The sequence below is a fragment of the Nocardia yunnanensis genome (genome assembly GCF_003626895.1).
Classification (GTDB): domain Bacteria; phylum Actinomycetota; class Actinomycetes; order Mycobacteriales; family Mycobacteriaceae; genus Nocardia; species Nocardia yunnanensis.
In genome coordinates this window covers 6,355,744-6,377,509 of sequence record NZ_CP032568.1, presented here as the reverse complement: position 1 = coordinate 6,377,509, position 21,766 = coordinate 6,355,744, and the positions used below count along the sequence as shown (strand labels likewise).

Sequence of the window (21,766 nt, the reverse complement as noted above, 5' to 3'; positions counted from 1 at the left end):
AACTGTTGGCCTACACTCGTGGGCATGAATGTGGAGACGACTCCCCGGCGCTCGGACGCCACCCGCGCCGCCATTCTCGCGGCCGCCCGCCGCCGCTTCGCCCAGGACGGCTACCGCAAGGCGACCATCCGCGCCATCGCCGCCGACGCGGACATCGACCCGTCCATGGTGATGCGCTACTACGGCAACAAGGACGGATTGTTCGACGCCGCACTGGATGTCGATCTGGAACTGCCGGATCTGGCTGCCGCGGCGCCGGATTCGCTGGGCGCGCTGATCGCGCGCCGCTTCCTCGAGCTGTGGGAGCAGCAGCCGACCAGCGACATCCTGCTCACCCTCATCCGGTCGTCGCTGACCGACGAGATGGTGGTCGAACGCACACAGCGCATCTTCGCCCAGCAGCTCATGCCCGCGGTGCTGCGTTTCGGTGATCCGTCGGACGCCCCGCACCGCGCCGGGTTGATCGCCGCGCAGATTCTCGGACTCGCCCTGTGCCGCTACGTGTTGCGGCTGCCGCCGGTGGTGGCGCTCACTCACGAGCAGATCGTCGCCGACGTCGGTCCCACGATTCAGCGATATCTCACACTCGGTACGGCGTGAAAAGGGTTTTCTCCGCGCCGAAGTTCGGTCAGACTGCCCCGATGGGGAACAGCCTGCACGCGGATCTGCTCGAGCGCTGGACGGCCTTGGCCGGGCCGGCGGCGCGTTCGGTGGGGGAGGATCTGGTGCGCCGCTACAGCGAACCGCATCGCCGCTATCACACCGTCGAGCATCTGGCGGCCATGCTGGCGGTGATCGACGATCTGGCCGCCGACGCCGAGGATCTGGACGCGGTTCGCTACGCCGCCTTCTTCCACGATGCCGTCTACGACGTGGACGGCGTGGACAACGAGGAGGCCAGCGCCCGCCTGGCCGAAACCACCTTGCCCGCACTGGGAGTCGAGGCCGCGACGGTCGCCGAGACGGCGCGGCTGGTGCGCCTGACCGGCGGCCATCACCCGGAGCCGGACGATCGCAATGGCGCGGTGCTCTGCGATGCCGATCTGGCGATCCTCGCCGCCGATGAATCCGCCTACTTCGCCTACGCCGCGGCCGTGCGCGCCGAATACGCGCAGGTTCCCGACGAATTGTTCCGCAAGGGCCGGGCCGCGGTGCTCAGCGCGCTGGCCGAGCAGCCCGAGCTGTTCCGCACGCCGACGGCCCGGGCGCGCTACGAGGCCGCCGCGCGCGCCAATCTGGCGGCCGAGATCGCTGCCCTCACCGGCGATCACTCGATCGTTTCGGAGGATGATCTCTCGTGAAGTACGTTCCGCGCGCGGTCATGTTGCTCGCGATCCCCGCGCTCCTGTTCGCCCTGCCGTGGTGGCTGCTGGTCTACACCGCACTGTCGGGCCCCTGGTTCTGGTGCGGCACAGCCGTATTCGTGCTCGGCTACCTCACCTTGCCGGCGAGCATGTTGCTCGGGCACGGCCCGCGGCAGTCGGATGCGGCGTCGCTGGTGGGCGACACGCTGCTGGGCGTGATGTGGGTGCTGTTCACCTGGTCGGCGATCGGCGCGGTGCTGCGGGGCGTGCTCGCGGTGGCGGGCGTGGACGATCCGGCGCGCTCGCGCGGTGTGGCGCTCGGGGTGCTGGCGGTGTCGGCGGCGTTGACCGCGTGGGCGATCTACGAGGCGCGGCGGCTGCCGCGGGTGCGCACGGTCGAGGTGGAGATCCCCGGGCTCGGAGCCGGTGTGGACGGACTGCGCCTGGTGGTGGTCACCGACACCCATTTCGCCGCGACCGATCGGCTGCGCTGGTCGGAGCGGGTGGTCGAGACGGTCAATGCCCAGCGTCCCGATATCGCCTGTCACGCGGGCGATCTCGCGGACGGCTCGGTGGCCAAGCGGAAGGCGCAGGTCGATCCGCTGGGCAAGGTGGAGGCCGAGTACGGCCGCTACTACATCACGGGCAATCACGAGTACTTCGGTGACGCGCCGGGCTGGATCGATCACATGGCCGGGCTGGGCTGGCGGCCGATGCGCAACGAACACCAGGTCATCACCCGCGACGGCGACAGCCTGGTGCTCGCCGGCATCGACGATCCCACCGGCGCCGCGCTGCCCGGGCACGGCCCCGATATCCGCACCGCGCTGGCCGGGGCGGACCCGGCGCTGCCGGTGGTGCTGCTAGCGCATCAGCCCAAGCAGGTCACCGATGCGGTGGCCGCCGGTGTGGCGCTGCAGATTTCGGGGCATACGCACGGCGGTCAGATCTGGCCGTTCCGCTATCTGGTCCGCCTGGATCAGCCGGTGGTCGCCGGACTGTCGCGGCACGGTGCGCGGACTCAGCTGTACACCAGTCGCGGCACCGGTTTCTGGGGGCCGCAGCTGCGACTGTTCGCCCCCAGCGAGATCACCGTGCTGATCCTGCGCGCGCCCCGCTGATTCAGCTGTCGAAGCCCAAACCGGTGTAGTCCAGGGTTTTCAGCCACAGGTTGCGCCGGCCCTGCCGGGCGTCGGCGCGGGCCAGCGACCAGCGGGTGAGGTGAATTCCCGCGGACCGCAACGGTTCCGGCGGCAGCGGCAGCGGCCGCGAACGCACCATGCGCAGGCGGGTTCGTTCGGTGTCGAGGCCCCACAGCCGGTCCAGCATGACCTCCGCGCCGAAGCGGGTCGCGCCGACACCGAGCCCGGTGTACCCGGCGGCGTAGACGAGTTTGCCCTTGTAGGCCGAGCCGAAGAAGGCGCAGAACCGCCCGCAGGTGTCGATGACCCCGCCCCAGCGGTGGGTGAAGCGCAGCCCGTCGAGTTGCGGGAAGGTCTGGAAGAAGTGCCGGGCCAGGGTTTCGAAGGTGGCCTCGTTGGATTCCAGGGTGGGCGCGATGCGGTTGCCGAAGTGGTAGATGGCGTCGTAGCCGCCGAACAGGATTCGGTTGTCGCTGGTCAGCCGGTAGTAGTGGAAGCGGTAGGAGGCGTCCCCGAGTCCCATGCGGGTGTGCCAGCCGATGCTGTCGAGCTGTCGCGCGGTGAGCGGTTCGGTCATCAGCGCGTAGTCGTAGACCGGCACCACATGCCGGGAGACTTTAGGCACCGGTCCGGCGAAAGCGCTGGTGCACAACGCGACTCGCGGCGCGCGCACCTCACCGTGCGGGGTGTGCAGCGTCAGCGTGCCGCAGGATTTCGAAATGCGTTGCACGGGAGTGCCTTCGTAGATCCGCACCCCCGATTCCACACAGGCGCGCCGCAATCCCCACGCCAGCCGCGCCGGATCGAGCATGGCGACGCCGTCGCGATCCCACCAGCCGCCCAGATAGGTGGGCGAATGCACCAGGTTCCGCACCTGGGCGGCGTTCAGCAATTCGGTGCGGTAGCCGAGGGATTCGGCCGCATCGTGGCTTTCGCGCAGCCAGTCCACCTCGTGGGGTGCGGTGGCGACCTCCATCTCGCCGGTGCGCGCGAAATCGCAGTCGATGCCGTAGCGCAGGATGGCCTTCTCGATATCGTCGAGGTTGCCGCGGCCGAGGCGTTCGAGCTCGGCGATCTCGTCCGGAAAGCGTTCCATCCCGTTGGCCAGGCCGTGGGTGAGGCTGGCGGAACAGAATCCGCCATTGCGTCCCGAGGCGGCGTGTCCGCACAGGCCGGATTCCAGCAGCACCACGTCGGTGCCGGGGTCGCGTTCCTTGGCCAGCAGCGCCGTCCACAGTCCGCTGTAGCCGCCGCCGATGACGGCCAGATCCGCGGTGGTGGCGGTGGTGAGCGGGTCGGTGGGGGCCGGGCGTTCGGGCCGGTCCGTCCAGTAAGGCGTCGGCGCCGCATCCGCGAGAGCCGACGCCCACAGTTTGCTTCCTTTGGCCGACATGGCCGATCAACTCCTTCGCTCTGGCCGCGCGTTCGGGCCGCGCGGCTGGATGAATGACCCCGTCTCGGGACAAGCCAAAAAACCGCCGGTCGATCCGCGTGAACGGATGACCGGCGGTGAGGGGTGGGGTCAGCTGGTGGCGGCGCGATCGTCGCAGCGGCGGCGCATGCGCAGCTGCCCGGCGATATTCATGGCCGCGTGCTGCGGCCTCGGGTCCAACCCGGCGGTGCGGGTTTCCACGGTAACCACCTCGGAACGTGACGTGTGCCGTGAGGATAACCCAAACCCGGATCGAATGCCGGAATCGCGGGAATTCCGTGTCGCCGCCGTTACTCGGCGCGGAAGACCACCTCGTGCCAAAGTTTGCGGGCGGCCCCGGTGATATCCGACATGACGTGCTTGATATTCGTGTACTCCTCGAATGCGTAGGCCGACATGTCCTTTCCGAAACCGGAGGACTTGTACCCGCCGTGCGGCATTTCGCTGACAATCGGAATGTGGTCGTTGATCCAGACGCATCCGGCGCGAATCTCGCGGCTCGCGCGCTGGGTGCGGAACACATCCCGTGACCACGCGGAGGCGGCCAGGCCATAGGGGGTGTCGTTGGCCAGCGCGAGGGCCTCGTCGTCGGTGTCGAAGGGCAGGACCACCAGCACCGGGCCGAATATCTCCTGCTGCACGATCTCCGAGTCCTGCGCCGCACCGGTGATCAGGGTGGGCTCGTAAAAGGCGCCGGATTCGGGGACGTGTTCCGGAATTCGGCCGCCGCGTACGATTTTCGCTCCGGATTCGCGGGCACGTTCCACCATGGCCGCGACTTTGTCCCGGTGGGATCGCGAAATCAGTGATCCCATATCGGTTTCCGGGTCGTCGACGGGACCCAGCCGGACTCGGTCCATCAGCGCGGCGACCCGGCCGACGAATTCCTCGAACAGCGGGCGCTGCACATAGGCGCGGGTGGCGGCGGTGCAATCCTGGCCGGCGTTGATCAGGGCGCCCGCGACCGCGCCGCGGGCGGCGGCCTCGAGATCGGCGTCGTCGAACACCACGAACGGCGCCTTGCCGCCGAGTTCGAGGTGCACGCGTTTGACCGCGCCGGCGGCGGTCGCGGCCACCTGCCGGCCGACGGCGGTGGAGCCGGTGAACGAAACCATCGCCACCGCAGGGTGTTCCACCAGATGCTGTCCGGCGTCCGCGCCGGTGCCGGTGAGGACATTGACGACGCCCGGTGGTAGCCCGGCCGCGTCGGCGGTCTCCGCGAACAGCAGCGAGGTCAGCGGGGTCAGCTCGGATGGCTTGAGCACCACCGTGTTTCCGGCCGCGACAGCGGGCAGGATCTTCCACGCCGCCATCTGCAGCGGATAGTTCCACGGCGCGATGGACCCGATCACACCCAGCGGCTCGCGGCGGATCGAGGAGGTGTGGTCGCCGGAGTACTCGGCCGACGCTTTGCCTTCCAGATGCCGTGCGGCACCGGCGAAGAAGGCGGTGTTGTCGATGGTGCCGGGCACATCGAATTCGGTCGTGAGCCGAATCGGCTTGCCCGCGTTGCGGCTTTCGAGCGCGGCGAACTCGGCGGCGCGCGAGCGCAGCACCCGTGCCCACTCGTGCATGAGGTCCGAGCGGGCGCCGGGGGTGTGCGCGGCCCAGCCGGGAAAGGCGTCCTGGGCCGCGGCAACCGCGGTCTCGACATCGGCGGCGTTCGCACCCGCACCGGTCGCGATCTCGGCGCCGGTGGCCGGGGCCAGGATCGTCAGCGGCGCACCGGAGCCGGAACGCCGTGCGCCGCCGATGTATTGCAGAGGCTCGGTCACCGTCACACCGTATGCCCGTCGGCGACGGTCAGCGCGTGATCGAGGATGGCGAGCCCCTCCTTGGCCTCCGCCTCGGAGATGGTGCAGGGCGGAACCACGTGCAGGCGATTGAAATTCACGAACAGCAGCAGTCCGGCGGCCTTGGCGGCGGCGACCGCCTCGGTCATGGCGGGGCTGCTGCCGCCATAGGGGGCCAACGGTTCTCGGGTGGCGCGATCGCGGACCAGTTCCAGCGCCCAGAACACCCCGACGCCGCGCACCTCGCCGACACACGGGTGCCGATCGGCCAATTCCCGCAGACCCGGGCCGAGGACGCCTTCGCCCATCTCGGCGGCGTTCTCGACGATGCCCTCCTCGGCCATCGCGGTGATGGTGGCGACGGCGGCCGCGGTGGCCAGCGGATGCCCGGAGTAGGTGAGCCCACCCGGATACGGCCGATCGTCGAAGGTGGCGGCGATGTGCGGGGCGATGGCGACCCCGCCCAGCGGCACGTATCCGGAGTTCACGCCCTTGGCGAAGGTGATCAGATCCGGCACCACGTCGCCGCCGTGCTCGATGGCGAACCATTTGCCGGTGCGGCCGAATCCGGCCATCACCTCGTCGGCGATGAACACGATGCCGTAGCGGTCGCACAGTTCCCGCACCCCGGCCAGATAACCGGGCGGCGGCACCATGATTCCGGCCGTGCCCGGCACCGACTCCAGGATGATGGCCGCGATCGTGCTGGGCCCCTCGAACACGATGGTCTGCTCGAGATGCTGCAGCGCCCGCTCGGACTCCTCGGCCTCGGTGGTGGCGTGAAATTGCGAGCGGTACAGGAACGGCCCGAAGAAGTGCACGACTCCGGCGGTGCCATGGTCGTTGGGCCAGCGGCGCGGGTCGCCGGTCAGGTTGACCGCGGTGTCGGTGCCGCCGTGATAGGACCGGTAGCGCGCCAGCACTTTCGAGCGCCCGGTGTGCAGTCGCGCCATGCGTACCGCGTGCTCGACGGCGTCCGCGCCGCCATTGGTGAAGAAGACGCGATCCAGCGCGCCGGGGGTGCGTTCGGCGATCAGCCGGGCGGCCTCGGAGCGGGCGTCGTTGACGAAGGCCGGGCCGATGGTGCACAGCGTGGCCGCCTGCCGCTGGATGGCGGCCACCACCTTCGGATGCTGGTGTCCGATATTGGTGTTCACCATCTGCGAGGAGAAGTCCAGCAGCCGGTTGCCGTCGCCGTCCCACACGTAGCTGCCCTGGGCGGCGGTGATCACCATGGGGTTCAGCGACTTCTGGGCCGACCAGGAGTGGAAGATGTGCTTGCGGTCCAATTCATAGGCGCGAGCGGCCTTTTCGCGTGCCGCCTCCGGGGTCCAACCATTGGGCAGGGTCATGGTGTGTCCTAGGTCAGTGGTTCTGGGGGAAACCGAGGTTCAGGCCACCGTGGCTGGGGTCCAGCCAGCGGGTGGTGACGGCCTTGGTGCGGGTGAAGAAGTGCACGCCGTCGGTGCCGTGCGCGTGGGAGTCGCCGAACAGGGAGTTCTTCCAGCCCCCGAAACTGTAGTAGGCCATGGGCACCGGGATCGGGACGTTGATGCCGACCATGCCGACCTCCACCTCGTTGTGGAAGCGCCGCGCCGCGCCGCCGTCGTTGGTGAACAGGGCGGTGCCGTTGCCGTAGGGGTTGGCGTTGATCAGCGCCATCGCCTCGTCGTAGCTGTCCACCCGCACCACCGACAGGACCGGGCCGAAGATCTCGTCGGTGTAGACGGTCATGTCGGGGGTGACGTGGTCGAGAACGGTCGGACCGAGCCAGAATCCGTCCGCCGCGCCGTCGGCGTCGATCGCGCGGCCGTCGAGAACGACTGTCGCACCGGCGGATTCGCCCGCCTGAATGTAGTCCGCCACCTTGTCGCGATGCGCCCGGGTGACCAGCGGGCCCATATCGGCGCCGCGGGTGCCGTCGCCGGTGCGAATCGTCTTGGCGCGCTGCGTGATCCGAGACACCAGATCGTCGGCGATGTCACCCACCGCCACCAGTGCGCTGATGGCCATGCAGCGTTCGCCCGCCGAGCCGAAGCCCGCGTTGACGGCGGCGTCGGCGGCCAGGTCCAGGTCCGCGTCGGGCAGCACCACCATGTGATTCTTCGCGCCGCCGAGCGCCTGCACCCGCTTGCCGGCCGCGGTGGCGTGCTCGTAGACGTACTTGGCGATGGGGGTCGAGCCGACGAACGACACCGCCTTGATCGCCGGATTGGTCAGCAGTTCGTCCACCGCGGTCTTGTCGCCCTGCACCACGTTGAACACCCCGTCGGGCAGTCCGGCCTCCTGCCACAGTTCGGCCAGCCACAGCGACGGCGAGGGATCCTTCTCGCTCGGCTTGAGCACGACCGTATTGCCGGCGGCGAGGGCGACGGGGAAGAACCACATGGGCACCATGGCCGGGAAATTGAACGGCGAGATGATCGCCACCGGGCCCAGCGCCTGGCGGACCGAGAAGATGTCGACCTTGGTGGAGGCGTTCTCGGTGTAGCCGCCCTTGAGCAGATGCGGTATGCCGCAAGCGAATTCCACCACCTCCAGGCCGCGGGTCACCTCGCCGATCGCGTCGGCGATCACCTTGCCGTGCTCGGCGGTGATGAGCGCGGCCAGCTCCTCCTTGCGTTCGTTGAGCAGCTCGCGGAACCGGAACAGCACCTGGGTGCGCCGCGCCAGGGAGGCGTCGCGCCACGCCGGGAAGGCGGCGACGGCGGCGTCGATGACCGTGCGCACGTCTTCGGCGGAGGCGAGGGCGACCTGTCCGGTCACCACGCCGGTGGCGGGATTGGTGACGGGCGCGGTGGCGGCGCTGGAACCGGTGAAGGGTTTCCCGTCGAGCCAGTGTCCGATGGTCTGCATGTCTCCTCGATTCCCTCGCTGAACGTCCGTCCCTACTGTGCGCCCTTACCCGCCGGTCGACGCCCGACATTCTGTGCGCGTTTCTCGTCTTCGTTTTACGATTCGTCGGTGCACCTGACCGTTGCCGACGTCGTAGCCATGCCGGTGGTGCGGGCCGGGGAACCGGAGATCGCCGGCGGCGGCTCGCTGGATCGGCCGGTGCGCTGGGTGCACGTGAGCGAACTGCCGGAGGTCGCCGAACTGCTGGTGGGGCGGGAGTTGATCCTGACCACCGGGCAGGCGCTGGCGGCCGGGGACGCGGCGACGGTCGCGTATCTGGAATCCCTGGCCGCGGCCGGGGTGTCGGGGCTGGTCGTCGAATTGGGCACGTACGTGCGGGAATTGCCGCCGGTGGTGGTGGCGACGGCGGATCGGCTGGGGCTGCCGCTGGTGGCTTTGCACCGGGTGGTGCGGTTCGTGGAGATCACCGAGGCGGTGCACCGGGTGATCGTGGCCGACCAGTACGCCGAACTCGAATTCGCGCGCACCGTCCACGAGACCTTCACCGCGCTGAGCGTGCGCCGGGCCGCGCTGGCCGACATCGTGAAGACCGCTGCCGGGATGCTGGACACCTCCGTCGTCCTCGAGGACCTCACCCACCGCGTGCTGGCCCTGACCGCCCGCCACGTCGGGACGCCCGCGTTGCTCGAGCAGTGGGAGCACGTCTCGCGCCTGCTGCCCGACACCGACCCGCATGTCGTTCCGGTGGGCCCGCACACCCAGCCCTGGGGCCGGCTCATCCTCCGGCCGGCGCCCGCGACCGGCGGCGTCGCCGAGGCTCCGAATGCCCGCGCCCGCATGGTGCTCGAGCGGGCCGCGCAGACCTTGACGCTGCATCGCATGATCGAGCGCGACCGCTTCGGACTGCACCGGCAGGCGCAGACGGGTCTCATCGACGATATGGTCACCGGCCGCCTCGGCGACGAGCGCGACGCCGTCGCCCTGGCCGCGGCCCTGGGCCTGGCCCGCCGCGCCCGATATGTGCCGCTGGCGGTGGATGTCGCGTCCACCGCCGAATTCGAGGAGGCCTGCGCGTCGGATCCGGTTGCGCAGCAACGCCGTACGGCCGCCGTGCTGGACGCGGCCTCGCACGGCATCGCCCTGGCGAAGGCGACCGCCCTCGCCGCGCCCGAGCACGGCAATCGAATCATCCTGCTGCTGGCCGTTTCTCGCGGCGGCGACCTCGACACGGCCCTCACCGCGGTCTGCACCGCCATGCTGGCCGAACTGCGCCGGGTGCCGGGCGTGACCCGGGTGGTCGTCGGTGCGGGCGCGGCCTCCGAATCGCTGCTGGACACCGCCCGCGAACTCGCCCACGCCGCGCACGTCGCCGAAGTGGCGCTGGCCCTGCCCTCCACCCGTCCCCGCCCCTTCTATCGCAGCGGCGACATCCGCCTGCGCGGGCTGCTCGCCCTCATCCGCGACGAACCCGGCGTGCAGCGCTTCGCCGAAACCGAACTCGGTGCCCTGCTCCGCCACGACATTCGCAACGCCACCGACCTCGCCGCCACCCTCCGCCTCTTCCTGGACCTGGCGGGCAACAAGACCGAACTCGCCAAACGTCTCAGCATCAGCCGCCCCACCCTCTACGACCGGCTGGCCCGCATCGAACGTATCCTCGCCGTCGATCTCGACGACGGCGAGACCCGCACCTCGCTGCACACCGCCCTGCTCATCCGAGACCTGCGCACCACCGGCCAGGCCCGCTGACCGCTGGCGGCCAATGGAATTCGACTCCAGGACTACCGCGGCACCCCGAGCCTGGTCCCCGGGTACCACGCGGGGTGGACGGTGGTCGTTCTCCGGGTGGATCCCGGATGCGCGCGCATGCCGTTGGATGGGAATCTCGACCTACTCGGGCACGACGTGTGAAAGGACGGGCGGACGTGACCATCGCCGTGTACACCACCTGGGCGTGGGTGGCCTTGGAAATCGCCCTGCGGATCCGAGATCGCCTGCGCGGCACCGGATCCACGGCGGGCGACGGCGGCACCCGGCTCGCCATCATGCTGCTGGTCGCTGCCGCCATGACGGCCGCCAGCTTCACCGGCATCTTCCTGCCCGCCGACAGCCCCCTGCGCTTCCCGGGTCCGGTGGTGCCCTGGCAGATCGCCGGCATCGCCCTCATGTGGCTCGGCCTGGCGCTGCGCATCTGGGCGATCACCGTGCTGGGCCGCCATTTCCGCACCACCGTCGAGGTGGACGCCGACCAGCCGGTCATCAGCAACGGTCCCTACCACTGGGTCCGCCACCCCTCCTACTCCGGCGTCCTGCTGGTCACCCTCGGCTTCGGCATCGCCTCCGCCAACTACCTTTCCCTCCTGCTCACCACGATCGTCCCCACCTACGCCTTCCTGCGCCGCATCGCCCTCGAGGAACGCACCCTCCTCGAAACCCTCGGCGCCCCCTACGACTCCTACCGTCGCACCACCAAACGCCTTGTCCCCGGGCTCTATTGAGCTCAGGCCGGGTCGGCCCCCATCGGGTTGTGATAGGGGACCTCGCCGCTGCGAACGACCGCGCGCGTGGCGGGAGTGAGCAGGGCGAGGGTCTCGACCACGGCGGGGACGTCACGGTAGGCGGTCATGGCCAGCGCGTCGGTGTAGCCACTGAGTTGACCGAACCGAAGTCAGCGCCGGGTGTTCTTGGTATCTGCTGGTAACCCTATTTCATGTCCAGGCAACATTCCGGACCGCACAATTCCTCCCATGACCGAGATCCAGACCAGGTCGGCCTACGGCGATCGCGTGATCGCCGTCGAGCCCGGCGGCGATGAAAGCATTCCCGAGGACGCTCGCCACGGCACGCCGCGAAAACTGTTCTGGACGTGGATGTCTCCGAACATGGAGTTCGCCACCGTCTTCGTGGGTGTATTGGCCGTGACCGCCTACGGCATGAACTTCTGGCAGGCGAGCCTGGGCCTGGCCGTCGGGGCGGGGCTCGGCGCGGCCGCGCACTACCTGCTCTCGGCGCGCGGACCCCTGCACGGCGTCCCGCAGATGGTGCTGGGCCGCTTGGCTTTCGGCTATCGCGGCAATGCGCTGCCCGCGGCGTTCATGTCGGTGATGTGCGGGGTCGGCTGGTTCGCCACCAACTCCGTCAGCGGCGCGTTCGCGCTGAACTCCCTGACCGGCATGCCGAAGGTGACCGCGCTGCTGGTGATCGTGGTGGCGCAGACCGCGTTCGCGTTCTTCGGCCACAACCTGGTGCAGGCGGTGGAGCGCATCGCGTTCCCGCTGCTGGCGATCGTGTTCGCCATCGTCACCGTGGTGATCTTCAGCAAGGCCCAGCTCGGCGCGCCCGCGCCCGCCGGGGGAGTGGGCGGCATGGGTGGATTCCTGCTCACCGTGGGCACCGCCTTCGGGTACGCCGCGGGCTGGAATCCCTACGCCGCGGACTATTCTCGCTACCTGCCCGTCTCGGCGTCGCGCGCGGCGACCGGCGGGTACGCCTCGGCCGGACTGTTCCTGTCCTGCTGCTGGCTGACCATCGTGGGCGCGGCCTCGGCGACGGTGACCACCACCGCGCAGGGCAGCCCCACCGACGTGTTCACCGCGAACCTGGCCACGCCGCTGAAGGATCTGACCCTGCTGGCCATCGCCGTCGGCGCGGTCGCCGCCAACGCGCTCAACGTGTATTCGGGGGCCATGGCCTTCGTGACCATGGGTTTCCGATTCTCGGTGCGCACCCAGCGGGCGGCGGTGTCGGCGGCCTTCGGGGTGATCGGCTTCCTGGTCGCCTGGTGGGCGCTGCCCGACGCGGCGGCCAGCTACGAGGGTTTCCTGCTGGTCGTCGCCTACTGGATCGGCCCGTGGCTGGGCGTGGTGTTCGCCGACGAGTATCTGCGGCGCGGACAGCGCGTCGATCATCTGCTCTACGATCGCGCCTACGCCAATTGGGGTGGGGTGGCGGCGTTTTCGCTCGGCCTGGTGGTGTCGGTGCTGCTGTTCTCCAATCAGGAGAAGTTCGTCGGCGCCATCGCCAAGTCCGTGCCGCAACTGGGCGACATCACCTTCTTCGCCGGATTCCTGCTCTCCGGCGCGGTCTACTTCCTGGTCAACCGTTCCCGGATTTCCGGCGCGGCGGTGGCAGCATGATCGGCATGATCAACGCACAGGATCTGCTGGTCACCGCCTACGAGGAGGCGCAACTCGGGTTGCGGGAGGGCGGCATCCCGATCGGGGCGGCGCTGTTCGACAGCGACGGAAACCTGCTGGGCCGCGGCCACAATCGCCGCGTGCAGCAGGACGATCCCAGCGTGCACGCCGAAACCGACGCCTTCCGCAACGCCGGTCGCCGCCGCGACTACCGCGACACCATCATGGTGACCACGCTGTCGCCGTGCTGGTATTGCAGCGGGCTGGTACGCCAGTTCGGGATCGGCGCGGTCGTCGTCGGCGAATCCCGCACCTTCACCGGCGGCCACGAGTGGCTGGCCGCGCACGGCGTCGCGGTCACCGTGCTCGACGATCCCGCCTGCGTCGACATGATGACCCGTTTCATCGCCGAGCGCCCCGACCTCTGGAACGAGGACATCGGGGTGGCGGAATGATCACGCGCCGGATGCGGGAACAGCGCTGACGGACGCGGGGAACATCGGCGACCGGCGCGGTGTTGCCAGCGGTCATGACGACGCTTGGATTGATCGGGAGTGGCCATATCGGCGGGACCCTGGCGCGGCTGGCGGTGGCGGCGGGGATCGATGTGGTGGTGAGCAACTCACGCGGGCCGGAGACCTTGGCGGAGTTGGTGTCCGAACTCGGTGAGCGGGCCCGCGCCGCCACCGCGGACGAGGCGGCCGCCGCCGGGGACATCGTGGTGGTGACCGTGCCGCTGAAGGCGTATCAGCAGGTGCCGGTGGAGCCGCTGGCCGGCAAGGTGGTCATCGACACCAACAACTACTACCCCGGCCGCGACGGAGAGTTCCCCGATCTGGCGGCGGGCGTGGCCACCAGTTCCGAACTGCTGCAACGACATCTGCCGCGCTCGCGAGTGGTGAAGGCGTTCAACAATATTCTGTTCCGGCATCTGGCCGTGCTGGCCCGCCCCGAGGGGGCTGCCGACCGTACCGCCCTGCCCATCGCCGGGGACGACGCGGAGGCGAAAAAGGCCGCGGCGGAACTGATCAGCGCGCTCGGCTACGACACCGTCGACATCGGCACCCTCGCCGACAGCTGGCGCACCCAGCCCGACACCCCCGTCTACGGCACCCCGTACGCGGTGGCGGAACCGTTCTTCGAACACGACGCGTCCCCGGCCTCGGCCGAGGTGGTGCGCAAGGCGGTCGAAGCCGCCCAGCGCTGAGCGTCGATCGGTGCGGAGGGCCGGATCCGCTGGGGCGCGGTGGTTTCCGGCCTGCTAATGGTGTGAGGGGTCCGGCGCCCAGCGGTTGGCCAGCAGCTGGTAGCCGGGCAGATCGCCGGTGGACTGGCTGGATTCGTAGATGCGCTCGTAGCCGGTGCTGGCGATGCGCCACACGCCGTCCTCGCGGCGGTAGGTGTCCTGATAGTAGGCGGCGCCGCGAATCAGGATCCCGTAGTCGGCGGCGATGACGGTGTCCTCCATGCACCAGCTGCCCGTGGCGGTGTCGCCGTCGACGGTGATCTCCGGATGGTTGGCCACGTGCACGGTGATGATGTTGGCGCTCAGCGCGTTGCGCATGAATTCCACGATCTCGTCGCGGCCGTGGAACTGCGCGGGCAGCCCGCCGGACGGCGACCCGTAGGAGCCGACGATGTCGGCGCAGAGGGTGTCGGCGAACTCGTCCCAGCGTTTGAGGTCGAGGCTGCGCAGGTAGCGGTACTTGAGTGTGCGAATCGCTTCGAGTGCTTCGAGATCCATCACCGCAATGTAACCGAATCGGACACCTCCCTACCAAGCATTTGCTACGTTCCGTGCATGGGCGCGGCCGAATCGATCTCCACCCTGGTCTGGGGCACGGGCAATGTCGGCCGGGCCGCCATCCGGGCCGTCGCGGCGCATCCCGGGCTGGAGCTGACCGGCGTCCTGGTGCACAACCCGGCCAAGGTCGGGCGGGACGCCGGCGAATTGGCCGGACTGGACACCGCGGTGGGCGTCGCGGCCACCGCCGACATCGACGCCGCCCTGGCCGCCGGACCCCGGGCCGTGGTCTACGCCGCCTCCGGCGACATCCGTCCCGACGCCGCCCTCGCCGATATCGAACGCGCCCTGCGCGCCGGGGCCGTCGTCGTCACCCCCGCGCTGTACGCCCTCTACGACCACCGCAGCGCCCCCGTCGAATTGAGCGATCGCGTCGCCGCGGCGGCCAAGGACGGCGGCGGCGCGCTGTTCGTCTCCGGCATCGATCCCGGCTGGGGCAACGACATCCTGCCACTGCTGATGAGCGGTCTCGGCAGCAGCGTCGAGGTGCTGCGCTGCCAGGAGATCTTCGACTACACCACCTACGATCAGCCCGACTCCGTGCGCTACCTGGTCGGCATGGGCCAGCCCATGGACTATCAACCGCCCATGCTCGCACCCACCGTGCCGACCATGGTGTGGGGCGGGCAGATTCGGCTCATCGCGCGCGGATTGGGCGTGGCGCTCACCGACATTCGCGAAGTGGTGGAGCGAAAAGCCCTGGACCACACCGTCGACACCGAACGCATGGGCACGTTCGAGGCGGGCACCCAGGGTGCGGTGCGCTTCGAGGTGCAGGGCATCGTCGACGGCAGTCCGCGCATCGTCATCGAACACGTCACCCGTATTCACGCGAGCTGCGCGCCGGACTGGCCGCAGCCGCCCAGCGGTGCGGGCGCGCACCGCGTCCTGATCGAGGGCCGCCCGCGCATCGAGGTCACCGTGCAGGCCACCGACGAGGGCGGCAATCACTCCGCGGGCGGCAACGCCACGGCCGTGGGCAGATTGGTGAACGCCATCCCCTGGCTGGCCGCCGCCGAGCCGGGCCTCTACGACGCCCTCGACGTCCCGCTGCCCTTCGGCACTCTCGGAAGGAACCCGGCCCCATGATCATCGACATTCCCGCCGGCAAGGACCCCATCGGCTACGTGTGGGGCGAGATGGTGCCCGGCATCGGCGTGGCCGCCTCCAACTTCTCGCTGGCCGTGTACTCGCATTCGACGTTGGGGCTGCGGGAGTTCGAGGCCGCGCGGCTGCGCATCGCCCAGATCAACGGGTGCCTGTTCTGCCTGGACTGGCGCACGGATCGCCAGGGCGAGAAGGTCGAGGAGTCCTTCGCCGACGCGGTGACCCAGTGGCGCACCAGCGCGGCCCTCGACGAGCGTGCCCGCATGGCCGCGGAGTACGCCGAGGTGTACGCGCTGGATCACCACGCGCTCGACGAGGAGTTCTTCGCGCGCATGAAACGGCTCTACACGGATGCGGAGATCGTGGAGCTGTCGATGTGCCTGGGCTCGTGGCTGGCCTTCGGCCGGCTCAATCATGTGCTCGGCCTCGACGCCGTGTGCGTGCTGCCGGGGCACACCGCGCAGTAGATCCGCGGCGGGATCGGCTTTTTCGACCCCGGGACCGGAGTATTTCCGGTCCCGGGGTCGAGCCTTGTCCGGGGGTCCGGGGCAGGTCTACTCTGGCCAGAGTAGCTGAATACTCTAGTCAGAGTAGTCGGAGGTGATCGTGGTCGCGCAGCGCGCGTTCCGGCGGGTGAATCCGCTGGCCCTGGCGGTGCTGGTACAGCTCTGGGAGCGGCCCATGCACCCGTATCAGATCTCGCAGACGCTCAAGCAGCGCGGCAAGGACAGCAGCGTGCGCATCAACTACGGCGCGTTGTATCCGGTGGTGGAATCGCTGCAGAAGCACGGTTTCATCGAGGTCGTCGGCGCGGAGCAGGACGGCGGGCGGCCCGCGCGCACGGTGTATCGCATCACCGATGCCGGGGTCGCCGAGATGCGAGAGTGGTTGCGCGCCTGGATCTCCGAGCCGGAGAAGGAGTATCCGCGGTTCATGGCGGCGCTGTCGTTTCTGCCCGCCCTCGGGCCGGACGAGGCGGTCGCCGTGCTGCGTCGCCGAATCGCGGTGCTGGACAAGCGGATCGGCGAGATGCGGGAAGCCACCGAGGCGGTCGTCTCGTGGCTGCCGGAGGTCCTGCTCATCGAGGGCGACTACGAGATGCGCATGCTCGGGGCCGACCGCGATTTCACCGCCGAACTCGCCGATCGCATCGAGGCCGGCCGGCTCGGCGGCATCGAAGGCTGGCGAGCCATGACCGACCTGCTGGCGCGGTACCCCGACGGCGCGGTGCCGCCGGCGGTCGGGGACGGATTTCTTCGAGAATGGGGGTTGCCGACACCACCTGAGGGCTGACACAACGACGGCCCGGGTGCGCCAACACCCGAGCCGCCGCCGAATCCGAACGACCGACGGCGAACCGCCGGACTGCTCGAACCGCACACCCAGCCTATCGCTTGGGCTCTGGCAGTCGTGGCGCCGTGGTCGTTGCACACTCCGATCCGAGGAGACGACCAACCATGTCCATCACACCCATGCCCTCGGCCGCGGTCGAGGTCCACGACCTGGTCAAGACCTATCCCGGCGGCCGCCGCAAACCCCCCGTGCGGGCGCTGGACGGCCTGAGCTTCAGCATTGCCGCGGGCACCGTCTACGGCATGCTCGGCCCCAATGGGGCGGGCAAATCCACCACCACCAAGATCTGCACCACGCTCTCGCGCGCCGACTCCGGCATCGCGCGGGTGGCCGGCTTCGATGTCGCCACCGATGCGGCCGCGCTGCGGCATCGGATCGGCTATGTCTCGCAGGCTTCGGGTGCGGACCCGCGGCAGACGCCGTTCGAGAACCTGGTCATGGCGGCGCGTCTCCACGGCCTGTCCCGCCACGACGCGGTCGAGCGCGCCGACGGGCTGCTCGATCAATTCCAGCTCACCGATGCGCGAAACCGCAAGGTGGCCAAGCTGTCCGGCGGAATGCGGCGCAAGCTGGATGTCGCGGTCGGGCTGGTGCACACGCCGTCGGTGCTGTTTCTGGACGAGCCGACCACCGGCCTGGATCCGCAGGCCCGCGCCGAGATGTGGTCGGAGATCCGGCGATTGGCCACCGAGGCGGCGCTCACCGTCGTGCTCACCACCCATTATCTGGAGGAGGCCGACGAGCTGGCCGACCGGCTGGTCATCATCGATCGCGGACGCGCGGTCATCGAAGGCACACCGGCACAGCTGAAATCGACCCTCGCCGGTGACACGCTGACCGTCGAACTGATCGATCCGGATGTGGCCGCGGTGCGCGCGGTCGGCGAATCCATTCCGGCGTTGCGTGACATCGTCGTCGAACAGGACGGGCCGACCGGCAGACTCATCGCCCGTACCGACGATCCGTCGGGTGTGGTCGGCCGGGTCATCTCCGAATTCGACGCCGCCGCCATCGGTTTCGGCGCGGTCTCGATCTCGCGGCCCTCCCTCGACGATGTGTATCTGCATTACGCGGGCCGCTCCTACCGCGCCGACGACCGGGCGGAGGTGGCGGCATGACCACGCTCGCCCACGCGCCGCGGCGCGAAACACCCACGGCCGGTTGGCTGGTGGCCGCCGGGCAGATCTTCCGCCGCTGGATGGTCAATACACTGCGCGAATCCTGGGGCGTGTTCGCGGCCCTGCTACAGCCGATCGTCTGGATCCTGTTGTTCGGACAGGTCTTCGAGTCCGTCGGCGACATTCCGGGTTTCGGCGCGGCCAACTACATCACCTTCCTCGCGCCCGGCGTGCTGATGATGACCGTGCTCTACTCCGGGGTCTGGGCGGGCACCGGCTATATCGAGGACATCGACAACGGCGTCATGAATCAGCTGCTGACCGCGCCGATTTCGCGCAGCGCGGTGGTGGCGGGACAGTTGGCGGTGCAGCTCACCGTCGGTCTCGTCCAATCCGCGCTGGTGCTGGTCATCGGGTTCGCCGGTGGCGCACGCTATCCCGGTGGCGTGGCCGGCATCGTGCTGGCGTTGGCGGCGGCGACGCTGCTGGCCGCCGTCTTCTGCGCGGGCTCGGTGGCATTGGCGCTCGTCACGCGGAGTCAGATCGCGCTGATCGGCATGTCCCAGTTGATCATTCTGCCGTTGACCTTCCTGTCCTCGGGCATGATGGCGCCGGCGTTGATGCCCGGCTGGGTGCGCTCCCTCTCGCGATTCAACCCGGTCACGTGGGCGGTCGACATCGGCCGCACCGGGCTGGCGGGCACCGCCGACGCCGCCACCGTGGCCGCCCACCTCGGCTATCTCACGGCCTTGGCCGCGCTCGCCTTCGGCTGGGCGGTCTCCGCGTTCCGCACCTACCAGCGCACTCAGTAACGGGTCGAGCGGCAGGTGTGATTGCTTGGAAAAGGGGAACCAACATCGAAGTACCGGATCTCGAAGGGAATTCATATGCGCCCAGCTCATGCCCTGACCGTCCTGCTCTGTACTGCCGCCGCCGCGGCGTCCCCCGCGATCGCCTCGGCGGCGCCCGCCGCGACCCCGGCGGCCACGGGCAGCTTCGCCACCGTCTACAGCCTCACCAACGGCCCCTGCGTGGCGATCGTGAACACCAGCGTCTACGGGGACGCCTATCCCGGCCAGGCCGCCTTCACCGTCGATGCCCAGCTGCCGGGCGTCGGCACCTGCGATCTGCCCATCACCCTCACCTACCGCAATGTCGACACCGGCGACACCGGCAGCATCGTCGCCGACGCCCAGGGCCCCGGATACTGGTCCCGCTACGGCTATTCCGCCATCTTCCCCCTCGACCCGGGCACCTACACCGCCCAAATCACCATCGGCGCAGCCCATTTCCCGGAGCCCGGCACCGTGCAGTTCACGCAGAACGGCTATCACGGCGGCTGACCCCGGTAGCCGAGAGCTGACCAGACGGGCCGTCAGCCCAGCACGAAAGGCAAGCGCGAGGCGAGGTCCCCGAGTTCGGCGGCTTCCGCCTCGCTAGGAGCGCGACGTCCGGTACCGACGAGCAAGGCGTCGGTATCGGACATCGTTGCCGGAAAAGCGGTTCCGGCGATCTGCTCCAGCATCTCGCGGGCCCGAGCCAGGGATGCGGCGGGCGGGGGAGCGGCCTGCGGCAGGTGCGCGATCAGATCCAGATGATGCAGCGTCCATTCCATGACGTACGCGCCCAGATAGTCGGCGGCGGTCAGGATCTGGTCGCGGGTGCTGACGCACATGCCCGGGTCGCAGAGGGTCGCGGCGCGACCCGCTGCCGCGCCGACATCGTCGAAATGCAGTTGCAGCAGCCCCGGCTGCTCGTAGGCGGCGGCCAGCCGCACGATCAGCGCGTCGAGCGGATCGTCGCCGGTCGGCGGGGTGCGCGTCACCTGCCAGTAGCTGACCGCGTCCCGCGTCGGCGCCAGGTCGACCGGCGTCACCAGCGTGATCAGCACATCCTGCGCGTCGATGATCAGGTGGCACACCAGATCTCGCACCAGCCACCCCGCGCATCCCGACGGCCGCGCGAAATCCGCATCGGCCAGCTCGTCCACTGCCGTACGCAAAGCGGCCCAAGACTGGGCGAAGAGATCCACCCGATCAACCTAGCAGCGCCCCGCCGAGGGCGACGTGCGCTGTCCCGCAGGGGATCTCGCTATGCCGGCACGAGGCGTCGCACCCGAGCCGCCCCTCTCGCCGCACCGGTCGGCGAGATCTGCGAATAATATTGTTCGTAACAATCCGGCCACGGCGCCCGATCTTGTCCGCGGGGGTCACCTTCACAACCGAAACCACAACAGGAAGACCAGGTTCCATGATCCGAGTCACCCGCCACCTCGCCGCCGCCACCCTCGCCTCCGGCGCCTTGCTCCTCGCCGCCGCCCCCGCCCACGCCCAGCCGGCCGATCCCCAGCAGGTGAGCACCACCGAAATCTCCACCGGCTCAGCCGACCTCAGCCACTGGTTCTGCGGCACCATCTGGCGCCCCGTCTGCTTCTAATTCGCAAACAAGATCAGGGAGCTCTCAGCGCGGAATTCTGTCCGGATTCCCGCACTGAGAGCTCCCTGATCTTGATGCCCTCACTGGGTGAAGAGTTGCAGGTATTTGGTTTGGCCGAACATTTCGGCGGCGTCTCGGGCGGAGGGGGTGCCGGCGTTGGGGTCGGCGCCTGCGGATAGGAGGGCTTGGACGATTTCGTCGGAGCCTTTGAATACCGCGCCGGAGAGGGGGGTTTGGCCCTTGTCGTTGCCGAAGTTGGGGTCGGCCTTGCGTTCGAGCAGGACGGTCACGGCTTCGGGGTGGGAGTAGTAGGCGGCGAGCATGAGCAAGGTGTCGCCGTTGTCGTTGGTGAGGTTCACCGGGACGCCGGCGTCGAGGTAGGCGGCGAGGGTGGCGGCGTCGCCGGTGCGGGCGAGGTCGAAGATCTTGCTCGCCAGTTCGAGGACTTCCGGGTCGAGATCGTTGGGTTCCACCAAGCCACTCTATCGAGGTGGGGCGGGCTGAACGGTCACGGTTCGCATATATGAAAGGGGGCTCAGGAGGTGATGATCAGCAGTTCGGTGGGGGAGGCGATCTCGGTGCGCAGGCCGGACTTCTCGGCGATGCGGGCCAGGCCGTCGATATCGGCGGGTTCGGCGCGTGAGAGGACCAGTGCCCGCGCCAGCAGGCCCTTGTGGTGTTTGTTGAAGTGGCTCACCACGGTTCGTTTGCCGTCGGGGCGTTCGGTGAGCACGGTCGCGGTCACCGCGCCGGGTACCCGGCCGAGGTTCATGTAGGTCCCGGAGCGCAGGTCCACCACCAGCTGTCCGGCGGCCTCCGCGCGCAAGGCCGCGGGCAGCACGGGCTTCCACAGCGCCTGCAAGGTCGGCAGGCCGGGCAGTTTGGATCCGCCCGAGAGCCGGTAGGCGGGAATCGGATCGCCCGCGCGCACCACCCCGAACAGCGCCGAACCGATTCCCAGCCGCGCCTCGGCCTTGGCGCGCTGCGCCTTGGTGAAGCCGGCGGCGTCGAGCGCGTCGTACAGCACGCCCGTATACCGGTCCAGCGCCGGACGTGTCGCGGAGGTGCGCAGGGCGGCATTGCGCGCGATCTCCGCGTCAGCCCCCTTGCCCAACCCGAGCGCGGCCCGCGCGGCGTCGCCGTCGGCGGCCAGCTCGATGACCTCGGTGACGAGTTTGTCCCGCACCGCGCTGAGCTGCGGCATCGCGAGGCGATCCAGGTCCAGGGGACCGCCCGACCCGCCGTCGGACTTGGTTTCTGAGGGAGGCAGCAGCACCAGCACGAG

General features: G+C 69.2%; 24 protein-coding genes. 15 read left to right on the top strand and 9 right to left on the bottom strand.

Annotation, left to right across the window (positions count from 1 at the left end; translation table 11 throughout):
- Positions 1-24: 24 nt before the first annotated feature.
- Genes D7D52_RS29860 through D7D52_RS29850 form a run of 3 tightly spaced genes read left to right on the top strand, consistent with a single transcriptional unit; the run spans position 25 to position 2,425 of the window.
- A complete protein-coding gene (locus tag D7D52_RS29860) occupies positions 25-600 on the top strand; it encodes a TetR/AcrR family transcriptional regulator (protein ID WP_120744564.1) in 576 nt (191 codons plus the stop codon).
- Between the two features lie 41 nt (positions 601-641).
- Positions 642-1,301 carry an HD domain-containing protein gene (locus tag D7D52_RS29855; protein WP_120741690.1) on the top strand — a complete coding sequence of 220 codons (660 nt, stop codon included), beginning with the start codon at positions 642-644 and terminating at the stop codon, positions 1,299-1,301.
- A complete protein-coding gene (locus D7D52_RS29850; RefSeq protein WP_246023380.1) occupies positions 1,298-2,425 on the top strand; it encodes a metallophosphoesterase in 1,128 nt (375 codons plus the stop codon). Before D7D52_RS29855 ends, D7D52_RS29850 begins: the two co-directional genes overlap by 4 nt.
- 1 nt (position 2,426) lies before the next feature.
- On the opposite strand, the gene D7D52_RS29845 is transcribed toward D7D52_RS29850, so the two are convergent.
- From D7D52_RS29845 to D7D52_RS29830, 4 genes are all read right to left on the bottom strand, one after another.
- Positions 2,427-3,839, bottom strand: coding sequence for an NAD(P)/FAD-dependent oxidoreductase (locus D7D52_RS29845; protein ID WP_120741688.1), 1,413 nt, complete (start codon positions 3,837-3,839; stop codon positions 2,427-2,429).
- A gap of 329 nt (positions 3,840-4,168) precedes the next feature.
- Positions 4,169-5,659: a gamma-aminobutyraldehyde dehydrogenase gene (locus D7D52_RS29840; RefSeq protein ID WP_120741686.1), complete on the bottom strand. Its 1,491-nt coding sequence runs from the start codon at positions 5,657-5,659 to the stop codon at positions 4,169-4,171.
- Entirely contained in the window at positions 5,656-7,023 is a 1,368-nt protein-coding gene (locus D7D52_RS29835) for an aspartate aminotransferase family protein (protein ID WP_120741684.1), read from the bottom strand. Before D7D52_RS29835 ends, D7D52_RS29840 begins: the two co-directional genes overlap by 4 nt.
- A gap of 13 nt (positions 7,024-7,036) precedes the next feature.
- Entirely contained in the window at positions 7,037-8,527 is a 1,491-nt protein-coding gene (locus tag D7D52_RS29830; RefSeq protein WP_120741682.1) for a CoA-acylating methylmalonate-semialdehyde dehydrogenase, read from the bottom strand.
- Between the two features lie 108 nt (positions 8,528-8,635).
- On the opposite strand from D7D52_RS29830, the gene D7D52_RS29825 reads away from it, so the two are divergent.
- Both D7D52_RS29825 and D7D52_RS29820 read left to right on the top strand, forming a co-directional pair.
- On the top strand, positions 8,636-10,276 hold the full coding sequence (locus D7D52_RS29825) for a PucR family transcriptional regulator (protein ID WP_120741680.1): 1,641 nt from the start codon (positions 8,636-8,638) through the stop codon (positions 10,274-10,276).
- Positions 10,277-10,452: 176 nt separating this feature from the next.
- Entirely contained in the window at positions 10,453-11,025 is a 573-nt protein-coding gene (locus tag D7D52_RS29820) for a methyltransferase family protein (RefSeq protein ID WP_162958640.1), read from the top strand.
- Between the two features lie 2 nt (positions 11,026-11,027).
- Here the strand turns inward: D7D52_RS29820 and D7D52_RS40000 are convergent, their stop codons facing one another.
- Positions 11,028-11,153 carry a hypothetical protein gene (locus D7D52_RS40000; RefSeq protein ID WP_281279135.1) on the bottom strand — a complete coding sequence of 42 codons (126 nt, stop codon included), beginning with the start codon at positions 11,151-11,153 and terminating at the stop codon, positions 11,028-11,030.
- Positions 11,154-11,274: 121 nt separating this feature from the next.
- Between D7D52_RS40000 and D7D52_RS29815 the strand changes: the two genes are divergently transcribed.
- The 3 genes from D7D52_RS29815 to D7D52_RS29805 all read left to right on the top strand — a co-directional run bounded on the left by D7D52_RS29815 (position 11,275) and on the right by D7D52_RS29805 (position 13,870).
- Entirely contained in the window at positions 11,275-12,663 is a 1,389-nt protein-coding gene (locus tag D7D52_RS29815) for a purine-cytosine permease family protein (protein WP_120741676.1), read from the top strand.
- Positions 12,664-12,668: 5 nt separating this feature from the next.
- Positions 12,669-13,118 carry a nucleoside deaminase gene (locus D7D52_RS29810; RefSeq protein WP_425464580.1) on the top strand — a complete coding sequence of 150 codons (450 nt, stop codon included), beginning with the start codon at positions 12,669-12,671 and terminating at the stop codon, positions 13,116-13,118.
- Positions 13,119-13,192: 74 nt separating this feature from the next.
- The gene (locus tag D7D52_RS29805) at positions 13,193-13,870 is read left to right on the top strand and encodes an NADPH-dependent F420 reductase (RefSeq protein WP_120741674.1); all 678 of its coding nucleotides are present in this window, start codon (positions 13,193-13,195) and stop codon (positions 13,868-13,870) included.
- A gap of 54 nt (positions 13,871-13,924) precedes the next feature.
- Here D7D52_RS29805 and D7D52_RS29800 read toward each other — a convergent pair whose 3' ends face one another.
- A complete protein-coding gene (locus tag D7D52_RS29800) occupies positions 13,925-14,407 on the bottom strand; it encodes a nuclear transport factor 2 family protein (protein ID WP_120741672.1) in 483 nt (160 codons plus the stop codon).
- Between the two features lie 57 nt (positions 14,408-14,464).
- Between D7D52_RS29800 and D7D52_RS29795 the strand changes: the two genes are divergently transcribed.
- From D7D52_RS29795 to D7D52_RS29770, 6 genes are all read left to right on the top strand, one after another.
- Complete coding sequence (locus D7D52_RS29795) at positions 14,465-15,556, top strand: NAD(P)H-dependent amine dehydrogenase family protein (protein ID WP_120741670.1); 1,092 nt, start codon at positions 14,465-14,467, stop codon at positions 15,554-15,556.
- A complete protein-coding gene (locus D7D52_RS29790) occupies positions 15,553-16,041 on the top strand; it encodes a carboxymuconolactone decarboxylase family protein (protein WP_120741668.1) in 489 nt (162 codons plus the stop codon). Before D7D52_RS29795 ends, D7D52_RS29790 begins: the two co-directional genes overlap by 4 nt.
- Before the next feature lie 133 nt (positions 16,042-16,174).
- Entirely contained in the window at positions 16,175-16,867 is a 693-nt protein-coding gene (locus D7D52_RS29785) for a PadR family transcriptional regulator (RefSeq protein WP_120741666.1), read from the top strand.
- Positions 16,868-17,031: 164 nt separating this feature from the next.
- A complete protein-coding gene (locus D7D52_RS29780; RefSeq protein ID WP_246023378.1) occupies positions 17,032-18,045 on the top strand; it encodes an ABC transporter ATP-binding protein in 1,014 nt (337 codons plus the stop codon).
- On the top strand, positions 18,042-18,857 hold the full coding sequence (locus D7D52_RS29775; RefSeq protein ID WP_120741664.1) for an ABC transporter permease: 816 nt from the start codon (positions 18,042-18,044) through the stop codon (positions 18,855-18,857). The genes D7D52_RS29780 and D7D52_RS29775 overlap by 4 nt, the downstream gene beginning before the upstream one ends.
- Positions 18,858-18,932: 75 nt before the next feature.
- Positions 18,933-19,388 (top strand): hypothetical protein, encoded by a 456-nt coding sequence (locus D7D52_RS29770; protein WP_120741662.1) that lies wholly within the window; start codon positions 18,933-18,935, stop codon positions 19,386-19,388.
- Between the two features lie 32 nt (positions 19,389-19,420).
- Here the strand turns inward: D7D52_RS29770 and D7D52_RS29765 are convergent, their stop codons facing one another.
- Entirely contained in the window at positions 19,421-20,077 is a 657-nt protein-coding gene (locus D7D52_RS29765; protein ID WP_120741660.1) for a maleylpyruvate isomerase N-terminal domain-containing protein, read from the bottom strand.
- A gap of 218 nt (positions 20,078-20,295) precedes the next feature.
- Here D7D52_RS29765 and D7D52_RS29760 point away from each other — a divergent pair, with 218 nt between their 5' ends.
- A complete protein-coding gene (locus D7D52_RS29760; RefSeq protein WP_120741658.1) occupies positions 20,296-20,481 on the top strand; it encodes a hypothetical protein in 186 nt (61 codons plus the stop codon).
- 80 nt (positions 20,482-20,561) lie between these two features.
- Here D7D52_RS29760 and D7D52_RS29755 read toward each other — a convergent pair whose 3' ends face one another.
- Complete coding sequence (locus D7D52_RS29755; protein WP_120741656.1) at positions 20,562-20,954, bottom strand: ankyrin repeat domain-containing protein; 393 nt, start codon at positions 20,952-20,954, stop codon at positions 20,562-20,564.
- A 62-nt stretch (positions 20,955-21,016) separates the two neighbouring features.
- Positions 21,017-21,763, bottom strand: coding sequence for a peroxide stress protein YaaA (gene yaaA / locus D7D52_RS29750; protein WP_120741653.1), 747 nt, complete (start codon positions 21,761-21,763; stop codon positions 21,017-21,019).
- Between the last annotated feature and the right edge of the window lie 3 nt (positions 21,764-21,766).